General features: G+C 65.2%; 12 protein-coding genes. 4 read left to right on the forward strand and 8 right to left on the reverse strand.

The window, feature by feature from the left end; translation table 11 throughout:
* Window positions 1–2: 2 nt before the first annotated feature.
* The 3 genes from ACWGPT_RS03935 to ACWGPT_RS03945 are packed head-to-tail and all read left to right on the forward strand — an operon-like array spanning window position 3 to window position 2,958.
* Entirely contained in the window at window positions 3–1,037 is a 1,035-nt protein-coding gene (locus tag ACWGPT_RS03935) for a FecCD family ABC transporter permease (protein WP_452604277.1), read from the forward strand.
* Window positions 1,034–1,903 (forward strand): ABC transporter ATP-binding protein, encoded by an 870-nt coding sequence (locus ACWGPT_RS03940; RefSeq protein WP_452604278.1) that lies wholly within the window; start codon window positions 1,034–1,036, stop codon window positions 1,901–1,903. The genes ACWGPT_RS03935 and ACWGPT_RS03940 overlap by 4 nt, the downstream gene beginning before the upstream one ends.
* The gene (locus ACWGPT_RS03945) at window positions 1,900–2,958 is read left to right on the forward strand and encodes a DUF2218 domain-containing protein (protein WP_452604279.1); all 1,059 of its coding nucleotides are present in this window, start codon (window positions 1,900–1,902) and stop codon (window positions 2,956–2,958) included. The genes ACWGPT_RS03940 and ACWGPT_RS03945 overlap by 4 nt, the downstream gene beginning before the upstream one ends.
* Window positions 2,959–3,069: 111 nt before the next feature.
* Here the strand turns inward: ACWGPT_RS03945 and ACWGPT_RS03950 are convergent, their stop codons facing one another.
* From ACWGPT_RS03950 to ACWGPT_RS03970, 5 genes are all read right to left on the reverse strand, one after another.
* Window positions 3,070–3,846: an SDR family NAD(P)-dependent oxidoreductase gene (locus ACWGPT_RS03950; RefSeq protein ID WP_452604280.1), complete on the reverse strand. Its 777-nt coding sequence runs from the start codon at window positions 3,844–3,846 to the stop codon at window positions 3,070–3,072.
* A gap of 172 nt (window positions 3,847–4,018) precedes the next feature.
* Entirely contained in the window at window positions 4,019–5,167 is a 1,149-nt protein-coding gene (locus ACWGPT_RS03955) for an isovaleryl-CoA dehydrogenase (protein ID WP_452604517.1), read from the reverse strand.
* A 141-nt stretch (window positions 5,168–5,308) separates the two neighbouring features.
* Window positions 5,309–5,662 carry a hypothetical protein gene (locus tag ACWGPT_RS03960; RefSeq protein WP_452604281.1) on the reverse strand — a complete coding sequence of 118 codons (354 nt, stop codon included), beginning with the start codon at window positions 5,660–5,662 and terminating at the stop codon, window positions 5,309–5,311.
* 62 nt (window positions 5,663–5,724) lie between these two features.
* Window positions 5,725–6,585, reverse strand: a complete 861-nt coding sequence (locus tag ACWGPT_RS03965) for a C40 family peptidase (RefSeq protein WP_452604282.1) — start codon at window positions 6,583–6,585, stop codon at window positions 5,725–5,727.
* Between the two features lie 62 nt (window positions 6,586–6,647).
* Window positions 6,648–8,033 (reverse strand): leucyl aminopeptidase family protein, encoded by a 1,386-nt coding sequence (locus ACWGPT_RS03970; RefSeq protein ID WP_452604283.1) that lies wholly within the window; start codon window positions 8,031–8,033, stop codon window positions 6,648–6,650.
* Window positions 8,034–8,165: 132 nt separating this feature from the next.
* Here ACWGPT_RS03970 and ACWGPT_RS03975 point away from each other — a divergent pair, with 132 nt between their 5' ends.
* On the forward strand, window positions 8,166–8,990 hold the full coding sequence (locus ACWGPT_RS03975; protein ID WP_452604284.1) for a tetratricopeptide repeat protein: 825 nt from the start codon (window positions 8,166–8,168) through the stop codon (window positions 8,988–8,990).
* A gap of 80 nt (window positions 8,991–9,070) precedes the next feature.
* On the opposite strand, the gene ACWGPT_RS03980 is transcribed toward ACWGPT_RS03975, so the two are convergent.
* From ACWGPT_RS03980 to ACWGPT_RS03990, 3 genes are read right to left on the reverse strand one after another with little or no spacing between them, the layout of a single operon-like run.
* Window positions 9,071–10,051, reverse strand: a complete 981-nt coding sequence (locus tag ACWGPT_RS03980; protein ID WP_452604285.1) for a type II secretion system F family protein — start codon at window positions 10,049–10,051, stop codon at window positions 9,071–9,073.
* A 10-nt stretch (window positions 10,052–10,061) separates the two neighbouring features.
* Window positions 10,062–11,075, reverse strand: a complete 1,014-nt coding sequence (locus ACWGPT_RS03985; protein WP_452604286.1) for a type II secretion system F family protein — start codon at window positions 11,073–11,075, stop codon at window positions 10,062–10,064.
* Between the two features lie 6 nt (window positions 11,076–11,081).
* Window positions 11,082–12,575, reverse strand: coding sequence for a CpaF family protein (locus ACWGPT_RS03990; RefSeq protein ID WP_452604287.1), 1,494 nt, complete (start codon window positions 12,573–12,575; stop codon window positions 11,082–11,084).
* Window positions 12,576–12,589 lie beyond the last annotated feature (14 nt).

Genomic DNA, 12,589 nt, shown 5'->3' on the forward strand with positions numbered 1-12,589 from the left:
CCATGCAGGCCTCCTCCATCGACATCGTCTGGAACGGGCGCCTCGAACGGACACGCCGTCGGCGATGGGTGATCGGTTCGCTCCTCACGCTGATTGCGCTGCTTTTCACCCTGACGCTGATGCTCGGCCAGAATTACACGCCTCCCGGGGATGTCGCCCGCGTGTTGCTCGGCGAGAATGTCCCGGGCGCAAGCTTCACGGTCGGGCAATTGCGTCTGCCGCGGGCCGTGCTCGCCCTGTTGACCGGCCTGAGCTTCGGCCTGGGCGGGGCGGCCTTCCAGACCATGCTCCGCAATCCGCTTGCGAGCCCGGACATCATCGGCATCAACCTCGGGGCCAGCGCAGCCGCCGTGTTCGCGATCGTCGTCCTGCAGACGAACGGGCCCGCCGTATCTGTTTTCGCGGTCCTCGCCGGGCTGGGGGTCGCGATGGCCATCTACGGCCTGTCCTTCAAGAACGGCGTTGCCGGGACGCGCCTCATCCTGATCGGCATCGGCGTGGCCGCCATGCTCGAGAGCTTCATCGCCTACACGCTGTCGCGCGCGCCAGCCTGGAACCTGCAGGAGGCGATGCGCTGGCTGGCGGGAAGCCTGAATGGGGCGCAGATCGACCAGGCGCTCCCCTTGCTGGTCTCGCTCATCCTCTTCGGCGGACTGCTCCTCGCCCGCGCGCGCGACCTCGACACGCTGAAGCTCGGAGACGATACGGCCGCAGCGCTCGGGACCAATATCGCCGCGACGCGCATCCTCGTCATGATCGCCGGGGTCGGAGTGATCGCCGTCGCAACGGCGGTCGCCGGACCCGTATCATTCGTCGCCTTCCTCTCAGGGTCGATCGCCGCCCGGCTGGTTCGCGGCAACGGCTCGATCCTTTTCCCCGCCGCCCTCGTCGGCGCCGCGCTGGTCATGCTCGCCGACTATGCGGGACAATTCCTGCTGCCGAGCCGGTATCCCGTCGGCGTGGTAACCGGGGCGTTGGGCGCCCCCTACCTCATCTACCTCATCATACGCGTCAATCGCAGCGGAGGGTCGCTATGACCACCCACACCCTGAACGCGCGGGCTCTCTCAGCGGGATATGCCGACGCTGTCGTGCTGGAAGACCTTGACCTCGACGTGCCCCCCGGCCGGATCACCGCGATCGTGGGCGCCAATGCATGCGGAAAATCCACCCTGTTGCGGGCCATGTCCCGGCTTCTTTCGCCCCTGGCGGGTCAGGTTCTGCTGGACGGCAAGTCGATCCACCACATGCCGCCGCGGCAGTTGGCGCGGACGCTGGGCCTCCTGCCGCAATCGCCGATCGCCCCGGAAGGCATCACGGTCGCCGACCTCGTCAGCCGCGGGCGGCATCCCCATCAGAAACTGTTTTCGCGCTGGTCGCGCGCCGATGACGAGGCGGTCGCTGCAGCGCTCGACATGACGAAGACGGCCGAGCTTGCGGAACGTCCGGTCGACGAGCTTTCCGGCGGGCAGCGGCAGCGCGTCTGGATCGCCATGGCGCTCGCCCAACGCACCGACCTGCTACTGCTGGACGAGCCGACGACATTCCTGGATGTCAGCCACCAGATCGAGGTTCTCGACCTTCTGACCGACCTCAACCACTCGCGCGGCACGACGATCGTCATGGTCCTGCACGACCTCAACCTGGCGGCACGCTATGCGGACCACCTGGTTGCCATGGCGCACGGCCGCCTGCATGTCAGCGGAACTCCGGAAGAGGTGCTGACCGAGGAAACCGTCCGGCACGTCTTCGGCCTCTCCAGCCGCATCATCCTCGACCCGTTGTCGAAACGGCCGATCATGTTGCCGATCGGGCGCCACCGGGTCACGATCGGGAACGCCGGCGAAACGGCTCCTCACCCTTCCCACCACAACGACCCTTTCCAGAAGGACGACCAGCCATGATTGCAGCCCAGAACTTCAGGCTTTCAGGCATTGCACTGCCGAAGGACGCGCCCGGCATGCTGGACGAGGTCTGCGAGCACTTCGTGGAGCATTCGGAAGTCCAGCGGAACGGAAATCTCGTGCTGCTGAAAAGCGAGGTCGGCACGGCGGGCATCCGACTCGAAGAGGGCAAGCTGCTAATCGATCTTTCCTGCACGACCGAGGAGACGCTGCAGGTGACGCGGACCATGCTCGCCGAGCATCTCTTCTATTTCGCCGGCGAAGATCCGTTCGAGCTGACATGGTCCGATCCATCGACACTTTACCGGCCGCCCAACCTCCAGGAGGCGAGGGTCATCTCCGCCGAGGACGTCACTCCGCGCATGCGCCGGGTAAAGTTCACCTGCGACGACATCGAACCCTTCGTCGGCGGCGACATGCATCTGCGTATCCTCGTGCCGCCGAAGGGCCGAACGCCGGTCTGGCCCGGGCTGCAGCAAAACGGGCGCATCGCCTGGCCCCAGGGCGAGGACGAACTCGTGGTGCGGGCCTACACCATCCGCCGCGTGGATGTGGAGCGACGCGAACTGTGGATCGATTTCCTCCAGCACCCCAAGCCGGGCGTCGCGACACCCGGCGCCGATTTCGCCCGTGACGCGGAACCGGGGCAGATCGTCGGACTTATGGGGCCGGGCGGCGGCGATACGCCGTCGGCTGAATCCATCCTGTTCGTGGGCGACGAGAGCGCCCTGCCGGCAATCGCCCGCATCGCCGAGGAGGTGCCGGCCGGCACCCGGATGCAGGCCATCATCGAGATTGCCGACGGCGCCGAAGAACAGCCGCTTCCAACGTCCGGTTCGTTGGATGTCCGCTGGCTGCACCGGAACGACTATCCGGCCGGGGCGTCCGGTGTCCTGGTGGAGACGGCCAGGGCCGTGATCGACAGGATGGACGCGCAGACCTTCGTGTGGGTGGCCTGCGAAAAGGACGACGTTCGCGCCATCCGCAGCGTGCTCAAGGGCCGCGGACATGACCGGAAGAAGATGTATGCGGCCTGGTACTGGGAACGGGACTGATCGGCCTCATCGGATCCGGTCCGACCCTCTTCCAATGACAAGCGGCCGTCCCCCGCGAGGAGGACGGCCGCTTCCGTCTCGACCGATCGGGCCTGCGAATTCTCTCATGCCCTATGGCATGAGCTGGCCGCCGTTGACCTCAATGATCTGGCCGATGATGTAGCCCGACAGCCTCTCGGAAGCGAGGAAGAGGTAGGCGCCGACGCAATCCTCGGCCACGCCGAGCCGGCCCTGCGGGATGGTCGCCAGCGCCGCCTGCAACTGCTGCGCCGTCGAATAACGCTCGTGGAAGGGCGTGGTGATGGTGCCCGGGGCAACGCCGTTGACGCGAATGCCGAACGGGATCAGTTCCTTCGCCATTCCGCGCGTCACGTTGGACACGAAGGCCTTCGACGAACCGTAGATGCCCGCGCCGTTCGACGCGCCATTGCGTGCGGCGATGGAGGTGGTGTTGATGATGAAGCCGCCCTGTTTCTTCAGGTGGGGGATGGCCGCCGTGGACGCGGCCAGGACCGAGCGGGCATTGAGATCCATCACCGCGTCATAGTGCTCGTCCGTCATTTCGGCATAGGGAACGCGCGCCACCATGCCGCCCGCATTGTTGATGAGCCCGTCGAGGCGGCCGAAAGAGGCAGCCGTCTCCTCGACGACACGGGCCATCTCGCCGGATTTCGAAGCATCACCGCGGACGAGGTGAACCGTTCCTCCGGCCCCCTCGATCTCGCTCGCCAGGGAATTGGCGGCGTCCGTGCTCGAATTGTAATGAAGGCCGACCATGGCACCCTGCGCGGCAAACCCGCGGGCCAGTGCTGCGCCAATGCCGGTCGAGGCGCCGGTGATCAGCACCGCCTTTCCGGCAAGATCTGGAATGATGAGCTTCGTTGACATGGTTCCTCCTCGTGCATTCAGACTTAAGCCGGCGGCGGGTCACGTTCCACGTCACGCCGGCGGCCGGCGGCCGGCGGCCGCCAGTCATCGGTGATGCCGGCGGCATGCGCAAGCCATTTGTGGAGGTTACCAGTGCCGCGCCGGCGACCTTCGCGTTAAGCGAGCACGCGAGTCAGGACGTCTCCCGGAAGAGCTCCCGGCCAATCAGCATCCGGCGAATTTCCGAGGTCCCGGCGCCGATTTCCATCAGCTTTGCATCCCTCAGCAGGCGACCCGTCGGGTTGTCGTTGATGTAGCCATTGCCACCGAGGACCTGGATCGCCTGGAGGGCCTGCTGCGTTGCCTGCTCCGATGCGTAGAGGCAGCAGGCGGCGGCGTCCTGGCGTGTCACCTCGCCCCGGTCACAGGCTGCCGCGACGGCATAAACATAGGCACGCGCCGAGTTCATGGACGTATACATGTCGGCGATCTTCGCCTGGATAAGCTGGAATTCCCCGATCGCCTGGCCGAACTGCCGGCGTTCGTGGACATAGGGCATCACCACGTCGAGGCAGGCATGCATGATGCCGATACCGATCCCGGCAAGCACGACCCGCTCGTAGTCGAGGCCGGACATCAGCACCCGGACGCCCTCTCCCTCGGAGCCCATGACATTCTCGGCCGGCACCTCGCAATCGGAAAAGACGAGTTCGCAGGTGTTGGAGCCGCGCATCCCTAGCTTGTCCAGCTTCTGCGCCGTCGAAAACCCGTCGAAGCCTTTCTCGATCAGGAAGGCGGTGATGCCCTTCGCCCCTGCGGCAGGGTCGGTCTTGGCGTAGACCACCAGCACATCCGCGTCTGGACCGTTGGTGATCCACATCTTGCTGCCATTCAGGACGTAGCGGTCGCCACGTTTCTCGGCCCGCAGCGCCATCGCGACGACATCCGACCCGGCGCCGGGCTCCGACATGGCGAGCGCTCCGACATGCTCGCCCGAACAGAGACCGGGCAGATAGCGAGCCTTCTGCCCTTGAGAAGCGTTCCGGTTGATCTGGTTGACGCAGAGGTTGGAATGGGCGCCATAGCTCAATGCCGTGGAGGCCGAGGCTCGGGCGATTTCCTCGACGGCGACGACATGGGCAAGATAGCCCAGCCCGGAACCGCCGAACTCCGGATCGGCCGTGATGCCGAGGAGCCCGAGCGTGCCGAGTTGCGGCCAGAGATCGCGCGGAAACTCGTTGCTGCGATCGATCTCGTCGGCGCGGGGACGAAGCCTCTCCTGGGCGAAACGTTGGACGGTCTCGCGTACCGCCTCGACCTCCTCGCCGACTGCAAATCGCATCGATGCGTGAAACACCGGTCTCCTCCCCGGGCTCGGCTCTCGTCCGGAGAAGGGTGGGGCACGCCCGCCCCGCCGTCAATGACCCACCCGCGAGCTCGAAGGACAAGCGCGACCTACGAGGCCGGAAGACGGCGGGATTGTCTACTTGGGGAGATGGAGCGGATTGAGGCCCGGCACCCAGTGCGTGTTGGGCGGCTGAGTACCGGAATAGGTCACCCCGTTCTCGCTCTCGCAGCGGTAGACCCGGCGCGGCGCGACATCGCCATTGAGAATGCGGTAGCGCCCGCGTCCCACATAGACCTCCTCGATGTCCGTCGTGCAGCTGTAGCTGTCGGTACGGACGCGATCCTGCTGGGGAACAACACCCGGAAGATCCCTGTAGGCGGTCGGCGGGCGGCGCTGAAACGCATCATCCGCGGCCCTTGCGGGAACCAGCGCCGCAAAACCGACTGCGATCAGCATCAGGAGCGGCAATATCCAGGCACGTTTCAGCATCTTCATCCCTCGAATCGGGATGAAGATATGCGCTCGCAGCCGGCGTTGCCATGGGCGCCGGCTTACGTTTGCGTGAAGTCCGGGAGGCGGCGAAAGCCGGTCGGCCGATCGTAGAGCCAACCTATGCGCTCGATCGCGGCATCGAGGTTTTCCCGCGCCACAGTCATCGTGTGGCCGTTCGCATGAAGCAGCGTCACGCCGTCTTCCATGATGCCGACGTGACCCTTCCAGAACACGAGGTCGCCACGGCGCAGCTCCTCGCGGGTGATGGGCGTCCCCATTCCTGCCTGCATGTCGGAATCACGCGGCGCCGACTGCCCGGCCATCATCAGCGACAGCTGCACGAGCGCCGAGCAATCGATACCGAAGCCCGAGCGTCCGCCCCAGAGATAGGGTGTCTCCAGAAAACGGGCGGCGACATCCACATAGTCCTGCGCCGCTCGTCCGGAGAGAGGCCGGGCATGCGATGCGATGAAGGCTGTTCCGTCGGCGAGGACGGAGTATGTCGTGCCGCGGGTCTCGGCCGCCCCCACGACCCGGACGCGGCTTCCCATGGAGAGTGCGGAAACAGGGGGCCGACGCAACTCCGGACGGGGATAGAGGAAGGTCCGCTGCACGCAGACGATATGCGTCGGCTCCTCGGGCTCCGCAAGCCACTCATCCCGCAGATAGCCGACATAGCCGTCCTCGCGGGACTGTACCCATGCCCAGCCGTCGCGGCGGTCGAAGACCCGCACCGCCTCGCCAAGCAGGAGTTCCGTGTCGACGCCGCAGTCGGGGTCTGGCCTTGCCCTCAGGGCAGCGACCGGCACCCCGACCTGCGCAGGTTCGCCGGCCACGAAGCGCTCCGCCTCCACCCGTCCCCGTAGGGCCTCGTCTGCGATATCCGCCCGGAAGGCGTAAAGGCGTCTGTCCAATGTCATCTCGTTTCCCATGTCCGGTCCAGCCTACAGGAGGAGGATGCACCTGCGAAGCGGTCGGCTGGTCATTGTCCGGCCAGTTCACGCACGTAGCGGTACAGCGTGCGGATCGCGAAGGCCTCGCCGCCGACCGGAGAGTGCGGCTTTTCCGCAAGCGTCCAGCCGTAGATATCGAAATGCGCCCAACGGGTTTCCGGACCGACGAAGCGCTTGAGAAAGAGGGCGGCCGTGATCGATCCCGCCATACCGCCGGAGGGCGCATTGGTCAGGTCGGCGGCACGTGACTTCAGGTCCTTTTCGTACCCCATCCAAAGCGGGAGCCGCCACATGGGATCGTTCTCCTCGGAGGAAATGGTCGACAGCCGCGCCGCCAGAGCTTCGTCGTCGGTGAAGAAGGGCGCGACGTCCGGCCCGAGCGCGACGCGCGCCGCTCCGGTCAGCGTCGCCATGTCCACCAGAAGGTCGCAGGGGGTCTCGTCGGCGAAGGCGAGCGCATCCGCGAGCACAAGCCTGCCCTCCGCATCGGTATTGTCGATCTGGACGGTGAGGCCCTTGCGGCTGCGATAGATGTCGCCGGGACGAAAAGCATTGCCGGCAATGGAGTTCTCGACCGCAGGGATGAGTACCCGCAATTCCAAGTCCAGGCCCGCATCCATGATCATCAGCGCAAGCCCCATGACATTCGCGGCCCCGCCCATGTCCTTCTTCATCAGGGCCATGTTGGCGGCGCCCTTGATATCGAGACCGCCGGTGTCGAAGCACACACCCTTGCCGACGAGGGCGATGCGTGGCGCGCCCTCCCTGCCCCAGCGCAGTTCCAGGAGCCGGGGTGCCTGCGCGCTGGCACGTCCGACCGCGTGAACGAGGGGAAAATTCCGCGCCAGGAGTTCATCGCCGATAATGGATGTGACGCTTGCCCGGTAATGGTCCCCGAGTGCGCGCAATACCGCCTCAAGCTCCTCCGGTCCCATGTCGTTGGTGGGCGTATTGATGAGGTCCCGGGCGAGGAAGATGCCCGCAAGCTGCCGTTCGACCTCGACGCGAACGTCATCGGCGATGGAAAGCCGGACCTTCTTCTGCTGGTCCTTGCGGTAGCGGTTGAAGACGTAGCTCCCGAGGCCGAAGGCGAGCGCGATCCTTTCGGGAGGAAGCGGGCTTTCGACGTGCCAGTCGCCTGCCGGAAGGAGCCTTGCAAGCCTGCCGGCCGCGAATGCCCCGTCCGCTTCCGGCTTGAGACCGAAGAGGGCGGCGGCCATTTCGCCATCCGCACCCGGGACAAGAAGCAGGCTGCCCGGCTCTGCGGTGTAGCCGGCACTGCGCGCCCAGGCGAGTGCTGAGGCTTCGACCGCGCCGTTCTCGATGTCCGACGGCGCCACGGCATAGACCGGGCGGGACGCAGCGGAGCGCGCGGCGAATGGGAATTGTCGTTCGATATGGCTGAAGCTGTTCATGAGCGCCTTCTCGTGGGGAATCAGTGCCTTAACGGTCTATTAGGGTTAACAGTCTACTGCTTTAACAAGCAATGTGCCATCGGCGGGAAGCTCACCGGAAGCCAGGGCGCAACAGAAAGCACGAGACCGATCATGGCCGCTACAGCATACCCGACGCACCGCAAGGCCCGCCTCGCACAGGCGACCGCGATGCTGCTGCTGGCGGCGGCACTGACGGGATGCGCGACGAAGACGGACAAGACCACCACCGGGTCGGTCCCGATCTCGGGAACGCCGATCGAAAGCATGGGCGCGGAACAGCTCGCCAACGCGGAACGCTCCATCGGCGCAGCCTACGAACGTAATCCCAAGGACCGCACCACCGGACTTCGGTACGCGCAGGTGCTCGGCATGACCGGCAAGCACGTCCAGGCGCTCGCCGTGATGCAGCAGGTGGTGATCACCTATCCGAAGGATCGCGACGTACTGGCCGCCTACGGCAAGGCCCAGGCAGCCGCGGGCCAGCTGGAGCAGGCGCTCGCCACCATCCAGCGCGCCCAGACGCCCGACCGCCCGGACTGGCGGCTCTATTCGGCCGAAGGCGCAGTCCTCGACCAGCTCGGCCGCTCCGACGAGGCGCGCCGGAAGTATCGGCTGGCGCTCGACGCGCAGCCCAACGAACCGACGGTCATTTCCAACCTCGGCATGTCATACGTGCTCGACGGCGACCTGCGGACTGCCGAGACCTACATGCGCTCGGCGGCACAGCAGCCTGCCGCCGACAGCCGCGTCCGGCAGAACCTCGCCCTCGTCGTCGGCCTGCAGGGCCGGTTCAAGGAGGCCGAGGAGATCGCCCGGCGCGAACTTTCCGCCCAGCAGGCGGATGCCAACGTCACCTATCTCCGCTCCATGCTGTCCCAGCAGAATTCCTGGACGAAGCTTTCCGACAAGGACGACGGCAAGAAGGCGACGAACTAGGTTCGCCGCCGCCTCTCACGGATAGGCTGACTTACGTGATCGGCGGTGCGCCGGCGCGCTTTTACGTCATTCGATGATTTTCAGAAGCGGTCGGCGACCTGGATGCCGGCCGGACCCAGGATGACCGCAACCAGCACCGGCAGGAAGAACAGGATCATCGGCACGGTGAGCTTCGGCGGAAGTGCGGCGGCCTTTTTCTCCGCCTCGTTCATCCGCTCGTCACGCCCTTCCTGGGCAAGAACCCGCAGGGCCTGCGCGATCGGCGTGCCGTAGCGCTCGGCCTGGATGAGGGCCTGGGTGACGTTCTTCACGATGTCGAGCTGCGTCCTGATCCCGAGGTTCTCGAGCGCCACCCGGCGATCCTGGAGGAAGGAGAGTTCGGCGGTCGTCAGCACCATTTCCTCGGCGAGCGGCGGCGACTGGGTGCCCATTTCCTCCGCCACACGGCGCATGGCCGCCTCGATCGAGATGCCCGATTCCACGCAGATCAGCATCAGGTCAAGCGCGTCGGGCCAGGCGCGCTTGATGGACTTCTGGCGCTTGGTGACGAGGTTGCTGACGTAGATGTTCGGCAGGTAGAAGCCCGCGTAGGCGCAGACGACCGCGACCAGCATCCGGATCGCGATCGCGTGGTCCGCCATGTTGCCGAGTACGAAGATCCAGACGATGGCGAGGACGAGAAAGACGAACGGCAGCAGGAAGCGCGCCGCGAGGAAGATGTTCAGCGCGTTCTGGGAACGCAGGCCGGCGGCGCGCAGCCGATTGACGGTGTTGTCGTCGACCAGGGCCTTGCGGAGATTGAAACGCTCGACGAGATGGAGGGCGGACCTGTTGTTCTGGGTCCGCAGCGACGCCTTCGACGCGTCGGCGTTCATGCGGGCCCTCTCGCGGGCGCGCATCTGCTCGCGCTCGGTGGAGACCGACTTCATCCGCTTGTTCAGGTCCCCTCTTTCGAGAAGCGGGCTCAGGATCGAATAGAGCGTGGCGAAAGCGGCGATCGCGACCAGGAGAGCGAGGAGGAGGCCGGGGTCCGTCAGCGTTGTGGCAAGGTCCTTGGTCACGTCCGCTCCCCTAGATCTCGAAGTTGATCATGTTGCGCATGATCAGGATACCGACCGACATCCAGACCCCCGAGAAGAGCATGATGATGTGGCCGCGCGGATCGGTGAACAGGATGGTCATGTAATCCGGCGACGTCAGGTAGACGAGTGTCGCGACGATGAAGGGCAGAGCCCCGATGATAGCGGCCGAAGCCTTGGCCTCCATCGACAAGGCCTGCACCTTGGCCTTCATCTTCTTGCGCTCGCGCAGGACGCGAGAGAGGTTGCCGAGCGCTTCCGACAGATTACCGCCGGCCTGGCTCTGGATCGTGATGACGATGGAGAAGAAGTTGACCTCCGGGAGCGGCATGGTCTGCATCATCCGCACACAGGCCTCTGGGATGCTGAGGCCGACCTGCTGGGACTCGATCACCCGGCGAAATTCGGTCTTCACCGGCTCCTGGCCGTCGGACGCGATGAGCCGGAGTGCGTCGTTCAGCGGAAGACCGGATTTGATGGAGCGCACCATGACGTCCAGCGCGTTCGGAAATTCGGCAAGAAAGCGCTTCTGCCGGCGCTTGACGAGGAAGCCCAGTATCCAGCGCGGCGTGCCAATGGCCGCCGCCAGCCCTGCGACGATCGCGATCGCCGGTGGCGCTCCAGCGATCACATTCGCAAGCAGCACGACGATACCAAGAGCGGCGCTTAGCATGTAGAAATGAAACAAGGTGAGCGGTAGGCCGGTCTGCACTAGCCGAGACTTGATGCTGGAATTGCCGATCTTTCTGGACTTCTCTTCCTGCTTCTTCTCGAGCTCCTTCAGGCTGTCCTGTACCGACTTGCGCCGCTTTGACATTTCCTGGACGCGGTCGCGGGCGGCCTTGACCTTCCCCATGTCGGTCTCGGCCGACTTGACGCGGCTCAGACGAGCATCGGTCTTCTTTTCGGTCTCGATGCGGGAGAACAGGAGCGCGTAGCAGAGAGCGCCCGCAGCAATCGCGGCCAGGGTCGTGACCAACAGGACGTTGGGATCGAGACCGAACATCAACGCCTACCCCGCCGCCTGTTCCATAGCATCCAAGGCGGCCGCCAGCCGCCGCTCTTCATTGAAGTAGCGGGCGCGATCCCAGAAGTGCGGCTTTGCGATGCCGGTCGAGACATGTTTGCCGATCAGCCTGCCATTGGCATCCTCGCCTTCGATCTCGAACCGCATGAGGTCCTGGGTGACGATCACGTCGCCTTCCATACCGATGACCTCCGTCACGTGGGTGATGCGGCGCGATCCGTCGCGCAACCGCACGGCCTGGACGATGACGTCCACTGAACCCGCGATTATCTCGCGAACGGTTTTCGCCGGAAGCCCGAAGCCACCCATGGCGATCATTGATTCCATTCGGCTCAAGCATTCACGCGGCGAGTTGGCGTGGATTGTTCCCATCGACCCGTCATGGCCGGTGTTCATCGCCTGCAGGAGGTCGAACACCTCCGGTCCGCGGACTTCGCCGACGATGATGCGTTCGGGACGCATGCGGAGGCAGTTCTTGACCAGGTCACGCATGGTGATCTCGCCCTCGCCCTCAATGTTGGGAGGCCGCGTTTCGAGACGCACGACATGCGGCTGCTGGAGTTGCAGTTCCGCGGTGTCCTCGCAGGTGATCACCCGCTCGTCCTCGTCGATGTGGCGGGTGAGGCAGTTGAGCAGCGTCGTCTTGCCAGAGCCGGTACCGCCGGAGATGACGACGTTGCAGCGGACCCGGCCGATGATCTGGAGAAGCGTCGCCCCTTCCGCGGTGATCGATCCGAACCGGACGAGCTGATCGAGGGTGAGTTTGTCCTTCTTGAATTTGCGGATCGTCAGCGCCGGACCATCGATGGCGAGCGGCGGCGCGATGACGTTGACGCGCGAACCATCGGGTAGGCGGGCATCGCAGATGGGCGAGGATTCGTCCACCCGGCGGCCGACCTGGCTGACGATCCGCTGGCAGATCGACAGGAGCTGGGCGTTGTCGCGGAAACGGATGTCGGATTCGAGCGTCTTGCCGCCGACTTCGATGAAGGTCTGGCCCGACCCGTTGACCATGATGTCGGCGATGTCGTCCCGCGCCAGAAGCGGCTCGAGCGGGCCGTAGCCGAGCACGTCGTTGCAGATGTCCTCGAGCAGTTCCTCCTGCTCGGAGATCGACATCGCGAAGTTCTTGATGGTGATGATGTCGTTGACGATGTCGCGGATTTCCTCGCGCGCGCTTTCGCCGTCGAGCTTGGCGAGCTGCGAGAGGTCGATCGTGTCGATGAGCGCGGAAAAGACCTGGCTCTTCGTGTCGTAATAGAGCTCGGTGCGAGGGGTCTTCTTGCGGGCGGACGCTCCTGCAAGCGGCGGAGGCGCCACCTGCTGGCGGACGAGCGGGGACTCCTGCTGGGGCTCGGCAAACACTTCCGGGCCCGCTACCGGGGCTGCCGCCACTGCGGCGGCCACAGGCGTCGGTGCGACCGGTGCTGTCGCGCCAGAACCCTTCCCGAAGCCATCCTGTCCACGTTTTCCGAACATCAGTGCATCCTGTC

It is taken from the genome of Pseudorhizobium sp. NPDC055634 (genome assembly GCF_053618655.1).